Source organism: Anditalea andensis, assembly GCF_000714815.1.
Lineage (GTDB): Bacteria > Bacteroidota > Bacteroidia > Cytophagales > Cyclobacteriaceae > Anditalea > Anditalea andensis.
Genome location: NZ_JMIH01000039.1, coordinates 82771 through 104254, shown reverse-complemented (window position 1 = coordinate 104254; position 21484 = coordinate 82771). Strand labels below are relative to the sequence as shown.

At 37.6% G+C, this 21484-nt stretch carries 21 protein-coding genes and 2 pseudogenes; 19 read left to right on the top strand and 4 right to left on the bottom strand.

Annotated features, from left to right (window positions below):
- Positions 1 to 129: 129 nt before the first annotated feature.
- Together EL17_RS21700 and EL17_RS21695 are read left to right on the top strand one after the other, a co-directional pair.
- A complete protein-coding gene (locus tag EL17_RS21700) occupies positions 130 to 822 on the top strand; it encodes an isochorismatase family cysteine hydrolase (RefSeq protein WP_035079511.1) in 693 nt (230 codons plus the stop codon).
- A 357-nt stretch (positions 823 to 1179) separates the two neighbouring features.
- Positions 1180 to 2172, top strand: a complete 993-nt coding sequence (locus tag EL17_RS21695) for an NAD-dependent epimerase/dehydratase family protein (protein WP_240486049.1) — start codon at positions 1180 to 1182, stop codon at positions 2170 to 2172.
- 49 nt (positions 2173 to 2221) lie between these two features.
- Here EL17_RS21695 and EL17_RS21690 read toward each other — a convergent pair whose 3' ends face one another.
- Both EL17_RS21690 and EL17_RS21685 read right to left on the bottom strand, forming a co-directional pair.
- Positions 2222 to 2608: a transposase gene (locus tag EL17_RS21690; RefSeq protein ID WP_084166316.1), complete on the bottom strand. Its 387-nt coding sequence runs from the start codon at positions 2606 to 2608 to the stop codon at positions 2222 to 2224.
- Positions 2536 to 2868 (bottom strand): helix-turn-helix domain-containing protein, encoded by a 333-nt coding sequence (locus tag EL17_RS21685; protein WP_035079505.1) that lies wholly within the window; start codon positions 2866 to 2868, stop codon positions 2536 to 2538. The genes EL17_RS21690 and EL17_RS21685 overlap by 73 nt, the downstream gene beginning before the upstream one ends.
- Positions 2869 to 2871: 3 nt before the next feature.
- Between EL17_RS21685 and EL17_RS22930 the strand changes: the two genes are divergently transcribed.
- The 10 genes and pseudogenes from EL17_RS22930 (at position 2872) to EL17_RS21640 (ending at position 10049) form a co-directional block, all read left to right on the top strand.
- Positions 2872 to 3438 carry a hypothetical protein gene (locus EL17_RS22930; protein WP_051720328.1) on the top strand — a complete coding sequence of 189 codons (567 nt, stop codon included), beginning with the start codon at positions 2872 to 2874 and terminating at the stop codon, positions 3436 to 3438.
- 744 nt (positions 3439 to 4182) lie between these two features.
- A complete protein-coding gene (rhuM, locus tag EL17_RS24155) occupies positions 4183 to 4446 on the top strand; it encodes a RhuM family protein (RefSeq protein WP_240486048.1) in 264 nt (87 codons plus the stop codon).
- A 376-nt stretch (positions 4447 to 4822) separates the two neighbouring features.
- A complete protein-coding gene (locus EL17_RS24150) occupies positions 4823 to 4975 on the top strand; it encodes a hypothetical protein (RefSeq protein ID WP_240486047.1) in 153 nt (50 codons plus the stop codon).
- Positions 4976 to 5178: 203 nt separating this feature from the next.
- A complete protein-coding gene (locus EL17_RS21660) occupies positions 5179 to 5718 on the top strand; it encodes a hypothetical protein (protein WP_035079496.1) in 540 nt (179 codons plus the stop codon).
- 175 nt (positions 5719 to 5893) lie between these two features.
- Positions 5894 to 6859 (top strand): hypothetical protein, encoded by a 966-nt coding sequence (locus EL17_RS21655; RefSeq protein WP_035079493.1) that lies wholly within the window; start codon positions 5894 to 5896, stop codon positions 6857 to 6859.
- Between the two features lie 165 nt (positions 6860 to 7024).
- Positions 7025 to 7135: pseudogene (locus EL17_RS24440) on the top strand (type II toxin-antitoxin system RelE/ParE family toxin); the annotation flags it as partial.
- Between the two features lie 189 nt (positions 7136 to 7324).
- Positions 7325 to 7450: pseudogene (locus tag EL17_RS24145) on the top strand (helix-turn-helix domain-containing protein); the annotation flags it as partial.
- 229 nt (positions 7451 to 7679) lie between these two features.
- Positions 7680 to 8540, top strand: coding sequence for a helix-turn-helix domain-containing protein (locus EL17_RS22920; protein WP_051720326.1), 861 nt, complete (start codon positions 7680 to 7682; stop codon positions 8538 to 8540).
- A 78-nt stretch (positions 8541 to 8618) separates the two neighbouring features.
- The gene (locus tag EL17_RS21645) at positions 8619 to 9419 is read left to right on the top strand and encodes an inositol monophosphatase family protein (protein ID WP_035079491.1); all 801 of its coding nucleotides are present in this window, start codon (positions 8619 to 8621) and stop codon (positions 9417 to 9419) included.
- A gap of 3 nt (positions 9420 to 9422) precedes the next feature.
- Positions 9423 to 10049, top strand: a complete 627-nt coding sequence (locus EL17_RS21640) for an NAD(P)-dependent oxidoreductase (protein ID WP_035079488.1) — start codon at positions 9423 to 9425, stop codon at positions 10047 to 10049.
- A 245-nt stretch (positions 10050 to 10294) separates the two neighbouring features.
- Here the strand turns inward: EL17_RS21640 and EL17_RS23705 are convergent, their stop codons facing one another.
- Positions 10295 to 10567: a hypothetical protein gene (locus tag EL17_RS23705; protein ID WP_164675216.1), complete on the bottom strand. Its 273-nt coding sequence runs from the start codon at positions 10565 to 10567 to the stop codon at positions 10295 to 10297.
- Between the two features lie 482 nt (positions 10568 to 11049).
- Here EL17_RS23705 and EL17_RS21635 point away from each other — a divergent pair, with 482 nt between their 5' ends.
- From EL17_RS21635 to EL17_RS21605, 6 genes are all read left to right on the top strand, one after another.
- Positions 11050 to 11409: a VOC family protein gene (locus tag EL17_RS21635; RefSeq protein WP_035079486.1), complete on the top strand. Its 360-nt coding sequence runs from the start codon at positions 11050 to 11052 to the stop codon at positions 11407 to 11409.
- 34 nt (positions 11410 to 11443) lie between these two features.
- Entirely contained in the window at positions 11444 to 12334 is an 891-nt protein-coding gene (locus EL17_RS21630; RefSeq protein WP_035079483.1) for an SDR family oxidoreductase, read from the top strand.
- Positions 12335 to 12374: 40 nt separating this feature from the next.
- A complete protein-coding gene (locus EL17_RS21625; RefSeq protein WP_035079482.1) occupies positions 12375 to 12836 on the top strand; it encodes a MarR family winged helix-turn-helix transcriptional regulator in 462 nt (153 codons plus the stop codon).
- Positions 12837 to 13238: 402 nt separating this feature from the next.
- Entirely contained in the window at positions 13239 to 13739 is a 501-nt protein-coding gene (locus EL17_RS21615) for a serine hydrolase domain-containing protein (RefSeq protein ID WP_084166315.1), read from the top strand.
- Between the two features lie 54 nt (positions 13740 to 13793).
- A complete protein-coding gene (locus EL17_RS21610) occupies positions 13794 to 14111 on the top strand; it encodes a serine hydrolase domain-containing protein (RefSeq protein ID WP_035079472.1) in 318 nt (105 codons plus the stop codon).
- A 333-nt stretch (positions 14112 to 14444) separates the two neighbouring features.
- Positions 14445 to 15974, top strand: coding sequence for an ATP-binding cassette domain-containing protein (locus EL17_RS21605; RefSeq protein WP_035079468.1), 1530 nt, complete (start codon positions 14445 to 14447; stop codon positions 15972 to 15974).
- Positions 15975 to 16330: 356 nt separating this feature from the next.
- Here the strand turns inward: EL17_RS21605 and EL17_RS21600 are convergent, their stop codons facing one another.
- Complete coding sequence (locus EL17_RS21600) at positions 16331 to 17848, bottom strand: rhamnogalacturonan acetylesterase (RefSeq protein WP_084166314.1); 1518 nt, start codon at positions 17846 to 17848, stop codon at positions 16331 to 16333.
- A gap of 367 nt (positions 17849 to 18215) precedes the next feature.
- Between EL17_RS21600 and EL17_RS21595 the strand changes: the two genes are divergently transcribed.
- A complete protein-coding gene (locus EL17_RS21595; protein WP_164675214.1) occupies positions 18216 to 21482 on the top strand; it encodes a SusC/RagA family TonB-linked outer membrane protein in 3267 nt (1088 codons plus the stop codon).
- Positions 21483 to 21484: the final 2 nt, after the last annotated feature.

Sequence of the window (21484 nt, the reverse complement as noted above, 5' to 3'; positions counted from 1 at the left end):
GTTATTTCTCGTACTTAGCTTTACCTTAGGTTCAAAGTTAAACGCTTCGAAGAGCCCCAAGTTTCTTAGCTGCGGCACGTTGTGCGTCACGCAATAAAGAAAACATAACCAATAAATCGTAAATGGCATATGACCAAGAAAAAAGGTTTTATTAAGAAGATTGTCTTAGGTGTTATTGGCTCAATAATTCTTTTCATAATAGTGCTATTTGTCAACTTCAAAATCTTTGAAAAGAATTTCTCTAGTGTTTCACAAGGACAACCTATAGAGAATTATAGTGAACGTAAAGTAGCCCTGCTAGTAGTGGATATTCAGGAAGGGACAACCGGAGATGTCTCTAGAAACTCCTATTACAGAAAACATTCTGAAGAATTGATAGAGAAAATTAATTACATATCTGACAATTTTGAGAACAAAAATTCTTTGATTATCTACATTAGAAGTGAAATTTCAAATCCACTAATAAACCTATTAGATAATTCCTATGCAAAGGGCAGTTTAGGAGCTAAATTTGATAAACGGCTGAAATTATTTGACTCAGGTTTGAAAGTTGTTAAAATTGGAAATGATTCTTTCTTAGATACGGAGCTTGATCACATTTTGATTAGCAATAAAATAAATGAATTGTTTATTGTTGGTTTGGATGCCGCTTATTGCATCAATATAACCTCTGAAGCTGCACAGAACAGGCATTATTATGTCAGTATAATTGAAGAAGCTATTTTATCTGAGTCTAAGGCAATGAAAGATAGCATGATAATGGATTTCAGGAATAGAGAAATAGGAATTTTAAGTATTGATAGTATTGACTTTGTGGAATAAAGAACACGAAAGCACAACAGCATATTTGCAATAGGCGGGGTTTTGTGTACCGCAGACAGTTTTGTGGTAGCCGAAAGTATGTGGTCCGTTTTAAGTAACAGACAATATTAAAGACTTCAGGTACTTAGAAAACCTGAAATTGGAAAAATGGTAGGAAAGACAATAACCTCCCTGTATCAGCACCTAAGAAAATATGGGGCGTGTGCCAAGGGAAAGGTTTATCCCCCGAACTTGCTTTACTATGGTGTAAAGGAAATCGCTTCGAATGCCCCACGTTTCTTAGTCCCGTAACGTTAGCAAACATTGTAAAGACAACTCCAAATTCGAACATATTATAATAACTAAAGAATTTTTGAAATGAAAATCAACAAAAACGGCAATATGAAGCAAACAATATTAGGTGCAGGTGGGTCAATTGGTATTGAACTGGCTAAAGCTCTTAAGGAATATACATCAGACATAAGATTAGTTAATAGGAATCCCAAAAAGGTAAATTCGGCAGATACACTATTCCCTGCTGACCTTACTGTAAGGGAAGATATATTCAAAGCGATTGAAGGCTCTGGTATTACTTATGTGACTATTGGTTTTCCGTATAAGACAGAAGTATGGGAGCAGACCTGGATACCTTTTATTCAAAACGTAATTGCGGCTTGTTTGGAGTATAATTCCAAGCTATTGTTTTTCGATAATGTATATGCTATTGGTGGTAATAATATAATTCACATTACAGAGAATTCACCAATTAGCCCAACAAGTAAAAAAGGTAAAATCCGTGCAGAAGTTGACAGACTTATCTTAGAAAGTATTGACAAAAACAATTTACAAGCCATAATAGCAAGGGCGCCTGATTTCTTTGGTGGTACAGCAAAAGCCAATAGTATTGTGATAAACCTTGTTTACGATAACCTTGCAAAAGGCAAAAAAGCACAATGGTTCTGTAATTCCAAAGTGGTTCACTCGATGGGGTTTGTTCCTGACCTTGCCAAGGGAACAGCCTTGCTCGGCAATACTCAAGAAGCCTATAATCAGATATGGAATTTGCCAACTGACCCGCAGAGAATTACAGGTGAAGAATGGATAAACCTTTTTGCAACTGAATTAAAAAAAGGAAATAAACATATTGTATTACCCAATTGGTTAGTAAGTGGAATCGGACTATTTCTGCCTATTATGAAAGAATTAGCTGAGATGAATTATCAATATGATAGGGATTATTACTTCGATAGCACCAAATTTAATAGCTATTTCAAGTTCACTCCGACATCAAATGCGGTTGCGGTAAAACAAGCAATTGAACAATTAAAATATACAAGCAAAACAGATGACAAGAGAACAACGACTCGCTAATTGAGGTACTGTCTTAAATTCCAAGTAATTTTTAAAGGTTTTATTAAATTTACAATAGCGAAAAGAAGGACTTAGACTCATCATTACCGGAACATTCTAAGTGTTTTATATGATAAAGTGGATCATATTCTTGGTCTTTTTTCCACAATGGCCATATTAAGATTAATAATTTTCTCTGAACAGCTACGTATGCCTGCATTTTCGTTTTCCCTTTGGCAATTAGCCTTTCATACAACGCTTTAAATGGACCTTCTTGATATCTGACTACTCCAAAAGCAGGGAGGTGCATTGCCCAGCGGATATGGGCGTTCCCTTTTTTGGACATTTTTGTTCTGCCATTATGATTACCGGATTGATTCTCCACTATGTCGTATCCTGAATAGCTAACAAGTTGTCCTTGGTTTTCAAAGGTTTCAAAACCATTTGTTTCAGCCAGTCATGCATCTGCGCCGATGGGGTGTCCCTAAATTTTTCCAGGCGGGATTTTACAAAAGCCTCATAGGGGGATAGCACTTTGTTCCGGTCAGACTGGCGGACCATCATCTGTTCGAATTCCTGTTCTGACATGGACAGATACCTGCTCACCGTGCGCCGGTCGATAACAAGTTCCTTACTGATCTGCCGGATGGAAAATCCATCTCTGTATAGGCGGTGAATCTCAAAATAAACCATAAATTTGTTCAAATACACATTCATAAAATGCTAGTTTTGGTAGACCAGCAAAATAGTCCAAAATCCCTTTGGGGCATGCCCCAAAGGGATTATTGGTGGTGCATTATTGTTGCCAAATATGGTGTATTCTTATTTACCGAAATTGGTGCATTTGTAATTACCGATTACACCCAAAACCAATTTGATTATGATTTAGTCAAATTCATGGCGGATTTAGCGGAGAGAGATCAAAGACATAGAAAAGCAAATGATAATTGGGAAAATCAAAATTACCTCGATTCAATAAATATTTCGTCAATTGATTCCCTTTTTAAACAACACAAAAAATATATAGGCAAATCAATGGTCGGGGAGAAGTTTAACCATACAATGTGGGCGGTAATCCAACATTCTGAATTAGCACAGCAGAAGTTTTATCTACCAATAGTACATAAAGCTGTGCAAGATGGAGACTTAAAACCTGTTCCTCTAGAAATGCTTATTGACAGAATATACCTAAAGAAATATGGCTATCAAATATTTGGATCTCAATCAGGCTGGAATTTAGCCGATGATATAACTATTCAAAAAGTAAAATCTAAGTATGGTTTATAATGTAAAATAGAGTCTAACATCACTTTGGATCCATCAGGCGGAACCGTGTAACTTAATACTAACGGCACCGAAAGCCCGCCGTCTCAAAGCTGAATCCCGTTATAGACAATTATGCAATTCGAGAACATAACTAATTCAGTATTTAATCGTAAACTAAAGTTTGGAACAAATAGAAAAATATGATACTTAAAGCAGAACATTTACCTGACATCAATCAATTGCTTTTGACTTTGAAGGGTCAATTTCCCTATTACAAAGTTTATCAATTTAACTCTAATCCTTTAAAAAGTATAATTGTGCAAAAATCCACAATAATTGGCGCACAGTTAACCCTTCGTGGAAACGAAATAATGGTTGATGCATGTTGCCCTAACATTTTTATATCAAGCCTATTAGGTGCATTAAGTGCAATTTTCCCTCCCTATATCAACTTCGAAATGAAGATTACAGATTTCTTAAAAAATAAGTACAATTGAAAATATTTTACAGCTGCTGAAAAGACTAGAAGTTTATTTAATTAATCAAGCCTCTTAAGAACCCAACGAAATGAAATGAGGTCAAGTTTAGCTCATGAAGCATACAGGTGAAATGGTAATTTATCACACAAGTCAAAACGCACCTACTATTCAAGTGCTTCTTGAAAATGAAACCCTTTGGTTGGATTAATTTAAGATTTCTGAATTGTTTGACACTGACAGGACTTTAATAGTTAGGCATATCCGAAATATTTACAAGACTTATGAATTGGATGAAGAGGAAACTTGTGCAAAAATTACACAAGTTCAACAAGAAGGAGAAAGAACAGTAAAAAGACAGATAAAAATCTATAATTTGGATCTGATCATTCCTGTGGGTTATCGTGTTAATTCCAAACACGGTACAGCCTTTGGAATTTGGGCCAACAAAATCATTAAAGATCATCTGGTAAAAGGCTATACAATTAATGAAAAAAGGTTACTGGAGCTCCAGAAAATAATAAAACTAGTTAATAGAATATTCAAAGTCTAGATTCAGACGATCAGGCTAAGGGTATATTTGAAGTTGTATCTGAATTCTCTACTGCTTTGGATATTCTGGATGATTATGACCATCAAAGACTTAGTTTACCGGGTAACCCAATTCAAGCAACTTTAGAATATCCTACGAGGAAGCCAAACATGCTGTGGATGAATTAAAGAAAAGATTCGGTGGGTCAAGTCTTTTTGGAAATGAAAAAGACCAATCCTTTAAGGGTTCAATTTCAGCCATAGACCAAACATTCGATGGAATAGAACTATACCGAAGTTTAGAAGAAAAAGTTGAGCCCCTTTTATATTTTGTTGTCAAAAACCATTAATTTTCTAATGGAAACAAAAGAATTGCAGCATGGCTATTCATTTGGCATTTGGAAAAGAACAAAAGTCTGAATTTTCCAGATGGTACTAAAAGAATCAGTGAAAACGCATTGGTTGCTTTGACTTTGTTAATTGCTGAAAATAAACCTGAAGAAAAGGAAATGATGATCAATGTGGTCGTAAATCTTATAAACAGATCATAGAAAGAAGAAAAGCCCATAACATCACCTTGGATACAGCGGGCGGATCTGAGTAAATATGAAAATCAGTATCTTTAATAAGCTAGGAGTAGGTTCGAAGGGTACGGCTTCGAATGCCCTCTGTTTCCAAGCTGAACACCGTTGTGCGTTAACAAAGAGGAAGCAAATAACATTCAGGCACACTTATCTACTATTAAAAGAAACAAATGAAAGCTCTGCAAGAAACAGAAACATTAACATTTACAATTAGTAAACTCTTTAACCACAAACTTCTTACTCCTATAAGTTCCTATGTAAATTGGAAACTAGATAATGAACATTGGGATGATTATAATGAGCTATACCATGTAACAAAATTAATACTCTTACTGCAAAAAGACCCAGAAGTTTGGTTTGATACTCATAATATCGTTAAGAATAATACAATTGTGGGAGTGCTTTTGATAGTAGGAGGAAAAGTAAGTAAATTAGAAAATAAATATGAGATAGATAATGAAGAGCAATCATTGCTATTAAAATATTTTCATTTAGTTGAGAAAGGTAAAGGCATAGGAACTCATTGGATCAAAAATGTGATTATTCCACATTATAAAAATCAAGGATTTAATCGAATTTATGTTAACTCTAGCCATGAAAAATCGTTCTCCTTTTACCAGAAATTCGGAAAATTGGTAACTACTTATGAACAAATAAGTGATAACTTGATATACAAGAGAAATGGGGAATGTTTTAAAATTGATATATAAATCATCCTTTTAAAACACCAGGATATTGGAAAGATTGCCGAACGCCTAACATGCTGTAAATGACCACTTCGGGCTTGGTTGTATTTTAAGCAGTATCTCTTTATCTTAACCTACATGCGGACAAGGTACTCCTCAAGTCCGCAATGGCTTTTTCAGCCATACGTTGGTCACTATTATGAAAACACACATTACCATATTGCTCTTATTTTTTAGTTTTAAAGGTTTTGGACAACTGTCTTATGAATACAAGAAGTTTTCCAGAAACCAAGATTTCTATATTTGTTCTGTACCGTATTCAAATCAAGAATATGATACTCTAGGACAAACACAGGTTTTTGATTCCAGAGACAAATTAATATGGAAGGTTAATAGATATTTTGCGGGCGAAACGGTTTTCTTAAGTGATAATGGTCAAAAGCTTGTGTTTATCGAGCCTTTTTCTGACAGAAACAATTCTCCTCTAAGAGTTTATTCCCAAAATGGAATTTTAAAAGCATACAGAACAGAAGAACTTGTGGGCATTTCAGAAGGGTCATGCAAGTACAATTGGGTTTATAACACATTCTATTTAGGAAAACCAAATTATGATTCAGTAGTTAATATTTTGATTTTCGATGAATACCTTCCAAATAAAGTTGAAAAGCGCATTGAGTCAGACTATATCTTTTTGAGAGGGGGAGAATTAAATATTGTGACCTGTGAAAATGTATTACTTGTTATCAATTTAGGAGTTGGAAAAATTACCAATAAGATAAATGATGCATACACCTATTTTACCAAAACTAAGGTTATTAACGAAAAAGTGAAATTTGAAAAATACCCCACCAAGTTTGAACTACAATATGGTATTCCAGAACTCAGAAGCGGGGAACCGTTTGAAATAGCCCTTGCAAAATATCTTGACATGAAATCATATATCCCCGATGGTTCTCCGAATAGAAACGGTGGTTTTGGATTCGAAGTGAAATTGCTGATAGACAAGAAGGGAAAAGCAGAAATTTTAAAAATAGACCTAGAAAGTGAATCAAATAAAAATAGGATTATTGATTTTATAGTGAGTGCTGATTTCACGACAAAATATATCCCAACAAACATTCATAAGGCTTATTTTAATGATAAGATATTCTTAATGAAAAAATAAACAGTGACCAACAGCACCTAAGAAAACATGGGGAAGTCAGTGATTACGTAAGGTTTGTATTTGGTAGCTACCTTGTCCCAGCTTGACAGGTAATCGCTCCGAATTGCCCCAAATTTATTAGATGCGGACAGTTAAACTAAACCTCCTTCGTCGGTAGTGTTGAATTTTAGAATTTACTGTTTTTTTGGCCAATGACAATTGGTTGTATTAGCAAACGGGTTTCAAAAGAAAACACAAAAGACCCCCAAGAGAGAAATAGAAAAGGCACTTAGATAAAAGCAGAATAAGGAAGCGAATAATAAAAATTTACTGGCTCTTGAAGAGTTTAAAGAAAAGAACTACGGCAAACGAGGGACAAAAGAGCGTGACGAACTGGAAGCAGGTTATGTAGCCTTTAAAATCGGGGCTTTAATTCACGATACTTGGATTGAAATGGGAATGACACAGGAATAGCTTTCAGAAAAAGTTGGAACTACAAAATCCTACATTTCAAAAATCGAGAACAACATTAAGGAAGCTCGAATTTCAACACTCCAAAAAATCATAGAGCTCGGTTTTGGCGGAAAACTTGAATTGAATGTAAAAATTTAGTGAGTGATTTGAACAAATGATGGAAAATAGCATATAACAGCATCTAAGGAAACAAGGGGCGATTATTTATCAGAAGCTTCCTTTTTATGGCTACCTTTATATCTGACTGAAAGTAAATCACTCTGAATACCCCAAGTTTTTTAGCCGAGGGACGTAGTGATACATATCCCAAAACAATCAGAAAACTCTATATAAATTCCTATACATTAAACGCTAAAATTCTTCCCAATTGAATGAGATAAGTCAGTCTATCAAAGAGTTTGGTCTTTCACCCGATACACAATCCGTTGGGGTTTGGGTTACCAATATTCAAATAAATGACGGTGGTCACAATGTTTCAAAACCGCACAGAGATGACCACTATCTTTTACTATTTGCTTTTGAAGGTACCTTCTGTTTCAAAATTGACTTTGAAGATGTAAAACTAACGGCACCATTCATACTCAAGATAGAACCACATCAGGTACATCAACTTGTAGAATCAAAAAATGGAGTTGGGTGGGCTGTTGGTATTGAAGAGTTCATATTGGATTCTGAACTTCAAAGCTATCTGCAAACCAAATGGAATGCACCCATATCTCTGAAGCATAAAAAAAATGTGGGAAAAGATTTCGATGCTTTTTTGCAATTAGCCAGCCATTTGCAAAAGAGTGCTGATGATATTTACACCCGTAAATCTATTTTATTCTTGATTAATGCACTACTTTGTTTAATTATTAAAGAAACCGAAAATGATAAAGGAAAAGTAAGTACAAAAGAAAAGCGTGGTTATATCATTGAACAAGAATTTAAGAAATTATTGAAAGTTAACTTCAAAGAATGGAAGAGCCCATCGCAATATGCTTCTCAACTTTCTATTTCCGTGTCACATCTCAATGACACGATAAAAGAACTGACCCAAAGCTCTGTTTCCAATCATATTCAAAACATCTCCATTCTAGAAGCAAAGCGGTTATTATATTTTACAGATAGCAGCATTAAAGAAATTGCTTACGAAGTGGGTTACGAAGATCCTATCTATTTTGGCAAATTATTTAAGAAAATATCCCATACCACACCGCTTCAATTCAGAAGGCAATTCCGCGATTAGAACTATCCTTGCATTGATTACAACTATCTTCTCCTCACAACTCATTCTACCTTTGCATGATAACTAAACAACATTATCATGCAGGAAGAAATCAACATTCTAAAAATTAATGACTCAGTAAAAAAAGCAGGAAACCTTTTTTTAAAAACGTACAAGCAACACCCCATACCAGAGCGTACTGAAGATCTTTTAAAGAAATTATACCAAATTGATGAATGCTGTATTTCATTTTTAAAGGTAGATTTGGCTGAAGAATTTCCTGATACTCCCTGGCTAATAGGCGATGAATTTGATACAAATGCTCAAAGAAATCCTGCTGAATTTCCAGAATACTGGCTTTGCGATGCCATGGACGGTGCCATTCAGTATCTCCAACATATCCCGGGATGGACTATAAATTTAGCACTCATCCGGGAGGGCGAAATTTACTATTCTGTCATCTATGACCCCTTGGCAGATGAATTATTTTGGGCAAAGAAAGGTGAAGGTGCATTTATGAATGATATAAGAATACAACCAGGTAATAAAATAGATTTTTCATCCATGGTAGCCGTCTTTGAGTATGGGCATCAAGACAAATCAAATAATGATTTAATACAAAAAACAGGGGCTACAATTATAAATCTACTTGAAACTTTTGGTGTGGTAAGAAATTATGGGCCACACGGCCTCCAATTGGCTTATGTTGCCGCAGGCAGAATCGATCTGTTCATTCAAGAAGATCTTGATACATTTAACTGGCTCGCTGGAATACTGATAGCGAAAGAAGCCGGGGTAGAAATACTAACTACGGAAGGACAGCCCTACTATTGGGGTAGCGAAAGCTTATTGGTAGCAAAAAAAGAAGCCGCTCAAAAGTATTTACAAATTAATAAATAAACCATGAGAATAGCAGTTATAGGTTCAAGTGCAGGCATTGGTTTACTAACTGTACTTCAGGCATTGGAAAGAGGTCATGAAATATCGGCGCTTTCAAGAGATACTTCATTAATTCCAAATCATCCATCATTGACCAAAATCAATGGAAGTGCAACATCTGTATCAGCCTTAAAATTAGCTATAAGTGATACCGATGCTGTGTTAATAACAACAGGCACTAAAAATAAAAAAGCCGTTACCTTATTTTCTGAAATTGCTAAGGCCATCACTCAGGCGACAGATGAATTGAATTTTACAAAGCCTGTCATTATTGTTACAGGTTTTGGAGCAGGGGGAAGCAGTAATTATTTGAGCTTCTTTATGCATATGGTTATTCGATTATTTTTGAAAGACCAGTATATCGACAAAACTTTAATGGAAGAATTAATTTCAAAAAGTGCAATGAAATGGGAAATAGTCAGACCTGGTATGCTTACAAATGGGAAATTAACAAAATCATATAAATCGTTGCCTAAACTTAGAAAAGATATGAAAATCGGCAAAATTTCTAGAAGTGATGTGGCCCATTTTTTATTAACAGAGGCGGAAAATCCTAAGATGCTCTATGAGTATGTGGCATTAACGAATTAGAAAAGTACGAAACAATGCATATTTAAAAAAAGGCGAAATGTTTCTAGCGTCAAGCCTTTCTGTTCAAATCAAATTTAATACTTAAATGGAAGTTCTGTGCCACAAAACCGCTTACTTTTATATACAAGAAAGCGTGTGACTTGCATTATTCCTTCGGGAATGAATGCTTTGAAATGGATGGAGGTCTATTGATATCCGATAGAGAGGCCCTCCGATGGTCCAGATGAGATGCGGGAGAGCAGCCATCAAGCCACCTTAAGCTGCATTATAGGGAACACTGATGAGGTAAGCGGATAGGTAAAAACGGGTACATGATACCTGTAGGTGAGTACTGAATTAGCTGAATGTAATAGACCAGTTACGAAGCCACGGTAAAGCAACTTACGATGTGGGAAATAGGTAGTTACATTCGTACCTATGACAAAGTGTGGCAGACGATCCGATATACTGGCCACAGCGCATCCAGGGTTAAGCTGCCAGCGTCTGTCCCACACTGAAGGAAAGGCAGTACAGGTCATTTCAAGGAACAAGTCAAGTCAACTCTAAATCTTTCTGTAAAATAGAATGATAAAGCAAATTTTCAGGTAATGTGAAAGGGGTATAAGGGGCAGATTCAGTCGTAGTAAGGATGAGGTTTCTGCAAAAGGAACAGTGTAAAAGGCAGCTGGACATACTATGTTTCGCCGTCATTTAAAACTTTGTTATTCAGGGATTGGTTTATGGCAATGATACAACACCAACGCTGATAATAGAATTTGTGCATTACCTTAAGTATGGTTATAAGTAGGAAATTCTTTCGTAGGGAGGCTTTCACGTTCGGTTATTTGGGAAGATGGGGGAGAGATTCCCCTTTTTAAACTTATTAGCGATAAAGCTACGACCGACCTCACCAATAAAAAACAACATCATTTTATAGCACTACAAACAAAATTTAAAAAAAAGCTAGCTTATTGTTGTCGTGTATATTATATTTGTGACAACAATTTAAACAATAACAAAAATGATACAATTAACATTTGCATCTCTTCAAGTAAGAAATTTAGAAGCATCAATAGCATTCTACACCGACAAATTAGGGTTTGTCATTGATAACGCTAACCCACAAGCCTGTGTTTTCAAGTACAATCAAGGACAAGCAAGTTTTGCTATTCGCACACCACTTGAACCACTTGAAGGAAAAGAATTGGGAGTTGGTATGGCACTTTGGTTTGCCGTGAATGAAAATGTAGAAGAACTAAAAGAAAAATTAATAGCAAACGGAATAATTACTCTGGGACCAATTATAGACACTCCTTTTGGTAGAGCATTCCATGTTAAAGACATTGATGGCTATAAACTTACTTTTTTAAACACAATATAAAAGTAAATTATTCACTAAAAAAGAAAGAAAATATATGACTAATAAAATATTAATTACGGGAGCAACAGGTGGATTAGGAAGTAAGGTTATTAATCTTTTAAAAGAGAAAACTGAAATTAAAAATCTTGCTGTTTTGGTAAGAGATGAAAAAAATGAATTGGCAAAAAAATACACCTTAGATGGCATTAAAGTGAAATTTGGAGATTATGCAGATATAGAAAGCTTAAAGAATGCTTTTAAAGGCATTGATGTGTTATATTTCGTTTCAGGTGGAGACGATAATCTGCGTTCAATTCTTCATAAAAACGTAGTTGATGCAGGAATAGAAGCGGGAGTTAAGCACATTATATATACAAGTGCGGTATGGAAAGACGAAAGTGATGCTGCTCCATTAGCTACTCTTATTGATTCTCACCTACAAACTGAAAATTATATCAAAGCATCAGGAATAACATATACAATTCTGAGACATAATTTATATGCCGAAGTAATCGAAATGATGCTTGGAGATAAGCGGCAAATATTAAAAACCAAAACTATTTATTTACCAACAGCCAATGGATTATCTTCATTTGTGCCTAAAAAAGATCTAGCAGAAGCAGAAGTAAATATTATTTTAAATCCTTCTGCCTATGAGAATAAAATATTGGAATTTAATGGCAGTGAAAAAATTAACTTTTTAGAAATTGCTAAGAAAATCTCTGAAATTGTGAATGAACCTATTCAGTATATTTCTCCAGAAGTAACTGAATTTAAAGCTACAATGAATACATATGGAATACCTAATCAGGTTATCGAAATACTAAGCAAATTCAGTATGGCTATAGCCAACGGAGAGTTTGACCAACAGGCGAATGATTTAGAGACAGTTTTAGGAAGAAAAACAAAATCACTATCTGAATATTTAAAGGAAACCTACCAATAAATAGGAATTCCAAATTTTCACAAAATGCTTCAAAACCATAATGGCAAAAAAAATAAAATTTAATTTTAAAAGTCCAAACGATAGTCCAGGTTATTTGCTTGGACAACTAACGATGCTTTGGCAACGAAAACAAAAAAAGGTTTTAGACCCATTAGATTTGACACAGACCCAATTTGCATTGTTGAGTGCATTGGCTTGGCTTTCAAATCATAACACAAACGTAACACAAATTGATATTGCCAATCAAACCAATTTTGACAGAATGATGGTTTCAAAAGTTTTAAGGACTTTAGAGGATAAAAAATTTGTAACCCGACAAGAACACCAAACTGATACAAGAGCCAAGACTATTAGACTGACAACAAATGGAGAAGTTGTTTTACAGAAAGCCATCATAGAAATAGAAAATGCTGACTTGGATTTTTTTGTTACATTAGACACTAAACTATCACAATTCAACAAGAATATGGTACAACTTATTGACAAAAATAAGAACGAATAAAAGCAATACCACCCAAATTTAACCACTAAAGAAAAGCCGTAATAAGATATTCTTAATGAAAAAATAACAGTGCCCAACATCAACTTAGATCCAGCGGACAGAACCATGCAACTTAAAATATACGGCTCTGAAAACTCACCGTCCTAAAGCTGAATCCCATTATTTGCAACTATGAAAACTCAGATAAATAAAGCTCTTCAATTCAATTTTATTTTTATGCTCCTATTTTTTAATTCCTGTAAAGAAGAAGTTTATGAAACTAAAATTCAATTCTTTGAGTGGGAGATGGAAGATTTAGAATCGCCAAGTCTTGATAGATATTTATTAGACTCGTTAGTTGGGAAGATAAATGATTCCACGTTTTATGGGGTAGATGCTGTAATTCTGGTCAAGGACTGAAAAATAGCTTTCGAAAAATATTTTAATGGTTTGACTGTTGATAGTCTACATAATGTGACATCTGTTGGAAAAAGTATCACTTCAGCTTTGGTAGGAATAGCTATTGAAAAAGGATATATATCAAACAAGAACGAACCAATTGCTCCCTATTTTAAGAAAGACTATGCTATTGAAAAATTGAGTACAGAGAAAGAGGATATACAGATTTACCACTTACTTACCATGTCAGCAGGATGGGATTGTGATGATTGGAATGAAAATTCACTTGGAAATACCATGCATTTCCCTGATGCTCCTGATGATTTTGCTTTTACTTTAGATCTTCCAATGATAAAACCAAATGGAGAGTATTTTTCTTATTGTTCAGGGGGTGCCAATCTTTTGGGTGAAATTATCCGAAGACAATCAAAATTAAGTTTACAAGATTTTGGAGATAAATACCTGTTCAACCCAATAGGTGTATCACAGAATGAATGGTTTGTTACTCCAAAATCCACACCCTAATAGTTCGCTGGTGGTGGTAACATTTTAAAGCCAAGAGATCTTGCCAGACTTGGGTTGCTTTACCTCAATAATGGTGTTTGGCAAGGGGAACAAATAATTCCTAAGAATTGGATATCAGAAAGTACTACCAAACAGATAGAAACAAAAGAGGAAGGAGATTATGGATACTTTTGGTGGATAAAGGATTATATTTATAAAGAAAGATTCGTAAAAGGGTTTGAGGCATCCGGAAATGGTGGAAATAAAATTGTTGTGATACCGGAACTTAAAGTGGTCATTATCCTCACAGGGAGTGCCTATGGAAGTGAATATGTTGAGGGGGACCAGGCAAAAAGTATAATTGAGGATTTTGTCCTAGCCTCCATCAAATAACTAACAGCAGCAAATAATTTAATTTTGGATAGGGAGGGAGATTCCGGGTAATATGAAAATTCAGTATTGAAATAGACTAAATTCAACTGAAATTCAAAAGGGAAATTCTTTAATTGAATATAGGGTATAATTTAAGGTATGAAAGGTAAATTATAGAATTCACGGTTCAAAATCTGAACAGCACGATTTCGGGGCATCCGTATTTGATCTCATAAAATAAAAGGATAGTGCCTTTTGGCATATTTCATTTATCAATATCTTTAATTAGCCTATTTTAGGATGTTCCTGATTTTTTAATTATTATGAAGTTTAATCTTAAATTCAATACTCCCCATGCCCCTTACACCTGCTCCATTTATATCCCTCAACGATATCACCGTCCATTACCTCGGACAAACCCTTTTCCAAAACCTCAGTTTAAACATATACAAAGGGGAACAGTGGGCGCTGGTAGGGCAAAGCGGATCAGGCAAGACCAGCCTCTTAAAGACCATAGCCGGTAGATATAATGTGGTAAATGGCAGCATAGCACACCATTATTACAAAGAGTATCTGCAGACACATCAGCAAAAAGAGGGGGTGTTTACATCCAGGCACCTGATAGCAGAAGTAGGGCAGAAGCATAATTTCCGCAACTTATCCACCAATCTATCGAATTTTTACTTTCAGCAGCGCTACAATACCACCCAAGCTGCCGATGCTCCCCTGGTAGCCTCATATCTATCAGCTGTGGCTGATGCAGCTAGTACAGAGGGATACTGGGATTATGAGCGGGTGATCAGTACCTTCCAGTTGGAACCGCTGCTGCAGATAGAGCTGATCAAACTGTCTAATGGTGAGACCAAAAGGCTTCTGATGGCTACGGCGCTACTGAAAAATCCGCTCCTGCTATTGCTTGACAATCCTTTGACCGGTTTGGATATTCAGACAAGAACTGACTTTGATAACTTAATAGCCGCAATTGCCGCATCAGGAATTACCATCATAATGACTTCATCACCTACCGAAGTTCCCGCCGCCATAACGCATGTAGCCATTCTGGAAAAGGGTACTATAACAGCTACGAATCCCCGTTCTGATTACAGGCCGGATAGGATCAGCACTATACCGGTATTTACTCCTGAGGCTGGCGAACTGGAAGCACTCTTATCCCTGCATAAAATGCATACTTTTCAGTCCATTGTACGCATGGAGGATGTTTCTGTGAGCTATGGAAAAAAACAGGTGCTGCAAAACATCAACTGGCAGGTGCTGCCAGGCGAACGATGGGCCCTGCTCGGACAGAACGGTGCCGGCAAATCCACATTGCTCAGCCTTATCAACGGTGATAATCCACAGGCCTATTCCAAAAAGCTTTTCCTATTTGATAAGAAGCGAGGTTCTGGAGAAAGTATATGGGACATCAAAAGCAAAATCGGTTTTGTTTCGCCAGAATTATACCAATACTTTCCCAGTCACAACACCTGCCTGCAAGTGGTAGAATCTGGCTGTTATGATACACTGGGTCTGTTCCGTAAAAGCAAGGCTGATAATGCTGATCTTGCCCTCCGATGGATGCGTTTGCTCGGGATAGAAAAGGAAGCTAATATACCGCTGAAAAATGTATCGGCCAGCAGCCAGCGTCTGAGCCTGCTGGCACGCGCATTGATTAAGAACCCACCATTGCTTATCCTGGACGAACCCTGTCAGGGGTTGGACCAGCACCAGCAGCAGCGGTTCATACATCTATTGGACACCCTCTGCCGGAGCAGTGACACCACACTGGTCTATGTCACCCATTACCCAGAAGAAATTCCTGATAGCGTAAACTTGGTGCTACACCTGAAAGACGGCAAGGTTACTAATAATAGCATTTTGGCATGAATTTAACTGAATGATTGCTTGTAGGGGCATATAATAGGATATATTAAATGATCTGAAAAAATAAACATCTTCCTTGTTACTTAGTAAGCTTTTCCAAGTCACTTCATTTTCGACATTAATTTTTAGATAGATAATTCTATCTGTTTAAGTTAATTTTTCAAAGGTCAGATGGAATCTCGCTTTGTCCGATAATCATCCCAGTGTGTGAGCTTTTGCTCATGCTCGATTCATATGATCACTGGATCAGCTGCCACCTGATAGATGGGTCTTCAAAAAGTGGCTTTGAGGCCATTTGTCTCGCTTTGCAAGAAAAGTTAAACTATCACCTTCATGAATAGTATTTATTAGAGTTGTTATTATTCTATACTATAATTTTGTAAATAGGTAGAAAGTGGCATATTATACAAGCTCTTTAAGCCATTTACCACTGCAGCTGCATTATATACAGCACCTTCTTTTATGGTATGCGTATGGTCTTGGTCATTAAAGAAATTTCTTCTGACATAGTCTTCTCCCAGTACTTCATAACCATCCGCTATGATCCTGTTTAAGTCTATAAAAGGCGTATCTGTCTGGTCTGCAGTTTGCTTGGCGTATAACCCATAGTCATTTACAGCACGGTTCACTTTTCCATCCTTCCAATTGTTCCTTGGAATAGGCGAACAGACTATTGGTGTTGCACCTTTGGCTTTGGCTTCCAATATCATGTTACGGAGATATTGGCCATAAGTATAAACCGTTTCCTGCTGGCCGGTGATAGGATTGAAGATATGTTGGGCTTCTAACCCAGAACCCTTGATCGTGCCACGAGCCCTGGCCTCATCATCCAAAGGGCTGCTATCATTATGGCCAAATTGCATGAGGACATAATCCCCGGGGTGGAGTTTGTCCACTACCTTATCCCAATGGCCATAAGTTTGAAATGTCCTGCTACTGGTCCCACCCAGTGCATGGTTTTGTATCGTGATTTTATCTGGGTTAAAGTGGGCGGCTACGAACTCACCCCAGCCCCAGAGGTCTCCCGCCCCATCACCCTGACCGTTCTTTACGGTAGAGTCTCCTACCAAATGAAGTGTGGGCTTACTATTAGACAGATAAGCGTGAAGAGGATGGTCTTTTAAACTTTTTATTCCTTGCACCAGAGACCAGGCATTTATCCTGGCGCCGGCTTCATTGGTATGGGTATGGTCTTTTTCAAATAGACCTTTCACTACCTCGGGCCCCCACCTGTCATATTGGTCGGCTACTATAGCATTGAGATCGATAAAATCAACTCCGGCACTTCTGGCCACTTGCTGGGCCCATTTGCCAAAATCCTGATCGGCTCTTTCCACATTTCCATTTTGATATCTATTTCTGGGAATCATAGAAGCTACTATAGGGTGGGCCCCCTTTGCTTTGGTTTCTGAAATAAATTTATCGAGATACCAGCCATAAGTATGCACGGTTTCTATAATACCGTCTGGCCATATCAGCTCTTTTGTCTTCTCTCCAGTTCCTCTTAACACTCCCCGATATCCAGAAGGTGTAGTATCGGGAGTATTGCCTTCATTATGGCCAAACTGCATGATCACAAAATCTCCCGGTTTTAATTCTGAAAGGACCTTTTCCCACCTGCCTTCTTTTAGGAAGGTTCTGGTGCTGCGCCCAGCCATGGCCTGGTTGTTCAGATTTATTTTTGTGCTGTCAAAAAAATCGCCCAAAAATGTTCCCCATCCCCATTGTCCTGGACCTCCACTGCCGGAGCTATTTCTGACTGTAGAGTCACCGATTAGGAAAATCTGGGGTTTTTCAGAATGAGTTTTTAATCCATGAGGGAAAAGTAACATCATACCTACCGAAAATACACCTATGTATTTTATAAATAAGCACATATAGCTGATCGAATTTATTATGAATGCTATAATACAACGACCCCTCATCAGGAGTATCCTGCTGTGTCTAGTATCAGAAAAAGCCCTCTAGAGGCATAAAAATCACCTGTTTTAAAAAGCATGACACTACAGGATTCCATACTTCTGCTATTAGGATAAATTGTCCTATAATCCAAAAAAAATATTAACCCCCAATAAACTGCTTTCTATAAAAAGCAGGCAAATTAACAGTAACTAATTTATAACCTCAACCAAGTAACCTATGAAAGTAACACTTTTACCCCTTTTAAATCGGCTGCTTAATACCAGTCATTGCAGGGCGTTATTGTGGTGTATGCTTTGTATTTTCTGCTATATGGGAAATGCCATGGCTTTCACTGCTAATGTCTACGAAAACGGTTCTTTTCTTCCTCCATTTATGGAAGTAGAAAAGATAGATCAAAACAGGCAAATCACTGTTTCAGGTCAGATACTTTCCAGTGATGACAATCTCCCACTGCCCGGGGTCAATGTGCAGATAAAAGGAACATCCACCGGAACAGTAACGGATATGGACGGGAGATACAGTATAACTGTCGCTGACGAAAATGCGGTATTGGTATTTACTTCTATCGGCTTCACCAGAATAGAGCGGAGGGTTGGTAATAGCAATAATATAAGTTTTACCATGGAAGCTGATATGCAGCAGCTGGGTGAAGTAGTGGTAGTAGGTTATGGCTCACAGAAAAAAAGCGACCTTACCGGTGCAATAGTAAGTGTAGGGGCGGAAACTATAAGGGAAAGGCCGGTCACCAACATAGTACAGGCACTACAGGGAAATGCTGCCGGAGTGCATGTCAATACCAATATGAGACCTGGAGAAGTACCGGCAGTCAGGATTAGGGGCAATAGATCTATCAATGCTTCCAATGATCCCCTATATGTGGTAGATGGTATACCTATAGTAGCACAATTGGGTGTAACCTCATTTTCTCTAAATGATATCAATCCCAATGATATAGAATCTATCGAAATACTAAAAGATGCTTCCGCTACTGCCATATACGGTTCGAGGGGAGCCAATGGTGTCATATTGGTTACTACCAAAAAAGGCCAAAAAGGACAAGTTAAAGTAGACTACAGCACTACCTTTTCCATGGATTCGTATAAAAATCTTACTGACTGGATGACCGGAGGTCAATATGTGGATATTTGGAGAAGGTCTTTGATCAATGGCCGTTTATATGGCAATACAGAAGGTGCTCAGGACCTGAATACCCAGGCCCGCCCTTGGTATCCTGATCCATTTCTTGACCAGCAGGTAATGGGGTTGGGGCAGGACCCTATAGCCAGGGATGGTGTGTGGGCAGGATATGAGTGGGAAGAATTCGGTGTAACTCCCCGGACACGCCCTACCACAGAAGCAGAAAGAGCATTAGGATGGCCAGAACAGATTCCGATTTACAATCCCGAAAATGTCAGAACACATAACTGGCAGGATGATGTTACCCGTCAGGGCATTACCCAAATTCATCAATTGTCCTTATCAGCAGGTACTGAGAATTCTAGGTTGTACGTTTCTTTTGGCTATTTTGACCAAAAAGGTGTGCAACAAGATCAGGACTTTCAGCGCTATACTTTAAACCTGAATGGGGATGTAACCCCTAATAAGTGGTTGTCTATCGGGACCTCGGTTATGGGATCTTTCTCTCAGCAGAATTTCGGTTTTATGGGTCCTAATACCAGTAATACCGGATCAAAAGATTTGTTTTCAAGAGCAAATGATCAATTTCCTTTTGCAGTTCCAAGAGATGAGCAGGGTAACTTTATCCGTAATCCAGGAGGCAATCTGAATTTATGGAACCCTCTGATGGATATAGGCAATGCCCTTAATGAAAGAAGAGCTTCTGCTATTATGGCCAATATGTTTGCAGAGGTATCTTTTACACCCTGGCTTAAGTACAGGTTAAACTTTGGAGGTCAGATGAGGAATTTCAGAAATGGTAGCTGGACAGGCCCTGGATCTTCCAATCACCTTACCTTAAGGCCTAATACCGCCGGGATGAGCAGAGATGAAAACTTCTCTTGGGTGGCTGAAAACCTGTTGTTTTTTGACAAGACATTTGCTGATGTACATACAGTAGGAATGACTTTGTTACAGTCAGCCCAATATTCAAGAAGAGAAGGAATGGCGATGAATGTTTCCAATACTATTGTTCCGGCCAGTTTATGGTATGACCTAAATTCTAATTCAGTAGGAAGACCGGATGGTTATGGTTCTTCATTTACCGAAAATACGCTCCAATCCTGGATGGTTAGGGTGAATTATAGCCTTATGGATAGATATCTATTGACTGCATCCGGAAGATATGATGGCGCATCTGTACTGGCCCCGGGTCAAAAGTGGGATTTTTTCCCTTCTTTTTCAGTGGCTTGGAAAATGCAGGAGGAAGGCTTTTTAAGAGATGTAGCCTGGATTGATGAATTGAAACCTCGACTTGGGTATGGGGTTACGGGCAATTCATCCGTAAATCCATATACCACTACAGGACCCTTGAGCAGAAACCCTTATATATTTGGCGGTCAGCCAGCTTTTGGATTCTTGCCTCAGCTGGCCCAAAATCCAGAATTGGGTTGGGAAAAAACAGCTCAGTGGAACGTGGGTATTGACTTTGCCACATTGGGCGGTAGAGTTATGGGATCTTTTGAAGCATATGATATGACTACTACAGGTCTTATATTTGGCCGATCACTCCCTGCAGTAACCGGTTATGTTCAGAAATTTGAAAATATAGGTAGTACCCGAAACAGAGGTATAGAACTTACCCTATCTACCATCAATGTAGACAGAGGTGATCTGACCTGGCAAACAGATTTCAACTTTGGAATGAACAGAGAACAAATTGTGGAGCTGGTAAATGGGGCAGAAGATATGATTGCCAACAACCTTTTTATTGGGCATCCCATTCATTCATTTTTTGATTTTGAAAATGCGGGAATTTGGCAAAACACCCCGGAAGATATAGCAGAAATGAGCAGGTTCAATGAAAATGGACATAGGTTTTATCCAGGTACGGTGAGAGTAGTGGATCAAAACGGCGATTATAGAATAGACAGCGATGACCGTCTAGTAGTAGGTTCTATGCAGCCCCGATGGACCGGAGGGATTACCAATACGGTAAGATATAAAAACTGGACCTTTAGTACCATGGCTTATGCGAGAGTGGGCCAAACCTATATGGGTGGTTTCCCACACTACGGTGGCAATTGGCCTAGTGGAAGATATGAAACAGATTTTTGGGATTTTGATAATCCTGGAGGAAGATGGCCTATGCCTACGATGGGTGCCAATGTGGAAAACATCGGATCAGCTATGCAATTCAATGATGGTTCATTTGTAGCAATCAGACATATTTCACTAGGTTATGATTTTCCTAGGTCCATCATACAAAGAGCTAGAATGGCCAGTTTGGGTATCAATGTACAGGTGGTTAACCCATTTCTTTTTGGTGGTGATGTAGTGAGACTGGGTCTTAACCCAGATGATAATACTGCGTGGGAGAACCGAAATGCATCAGGTGATCCTTTGGGAGGAATGAACAGCAATACCATTCTTCCTCAGAGTCTTGTGATCACATTAAGAGCAGGGTTTTAATT

Bases quoted from the DNA above. Each gene is read 5' to 3' on its own strand.
- EL17_RS21700 (WP_035079511.1), top strand. From the start codon at position 130: ATGACCAAGAAAAAAGGTTTTATTAAGAAGATTGTCTTAGGTGTTATT.
- EL17_RS21695 (WP_240486049.1), top strand. From the start codon at position 1,180: ATGAAAATCAACAAAAACGGCAATATGAAGCAAACAATATTAGGTGCA.
- EL17_RS21685 (WP_035079505.1), bottom strand. From the start codon at position 2,868: ATGAATGTGTATTTGAACAAATTTATGGTTTATTTTGAGATTCACCGC.
- EL17_RS22930 (WP_051720328.1), top strand. From the start codon at position 2,872: ATGCTAGTTTTGGTAGACCAGCAAAATAGTCCAAAATCCCTTTGGGGC.
- EL17_RS21660 (WP_035079496.1), top strand. From the start codon at position 5,179: ATGAAAGCTCTGCAAGAAACAGAAACATTAACATTTACAATTAGTAAA.
- EL17_RS21655 (WP_035079493.1), top strand. From the start codon at position 5,894: ATGAAAACACACATTACCATATTGCTCTTATTTTTTAGTTTTAAAGGT.
- EL17_RS21645 (WP_035079491.1), top strand. From the start codon at position 8,619: ATGCAGGAAGAAATCAACATTCTAAAAATTAATGACTCAGTAAAAAAA.
- EL17_RS21640 (WP_035079488.1), top strand. From the start codon at position 9,423: ATGAGAATAGCAGTTATAGGTTCAAGTGCAGGCATTGGTTTACTAACT.
- EL17_RS23705 (WP_164675216.1), bottom strand. From the start codon at position 10,567: ATGACCTGTACTGCCTTTCCTTCAGTGTGGGACAGACGCTGGCAGCTT.
- EL17_RS21635 (WP_035079486.1), top strand. From the start codon at position 11,050: ATGATACAATTAACATTTGCATCTCTTCAAGTAAGAAATTTAGAAGCA.
- EL17_RS21630 (WP_035079483.1), top strand. From the start codon at position 11,444: ATGACTAATAAAATATTAATTACGGGAGCAACAGGTGGATTAGGAAGT.
- EL17_RS21625 (WP_035079482.1), top strand. From the start codon at position 12,375: ATGGCAAAAAAAATAAAATTTAATTTTAAAAGTCCAAACGATAGTCCA.
- EL17_RS21605 (WP_035079468.1), top strand. From the start codon at position 14,445: ATGCCCCTTACACCTGCTCCATTTATATCCCTCAACGATATCACCGTC.
- EL17_RS21600 (WP_084166314.1), bottom strand. From the start codon at position 17,848: ATGTGCTTATTTATAAAATACATAGGTGTATTTTCGGTAGGTATGATG.
- EL17_RS21595 (WP_164675214.1), top strand. From the start codon at position 18,216: ATGGCTTTCACTGCTAATGTCTACGAAAACGGTTCTTTTCTTCCTCCA.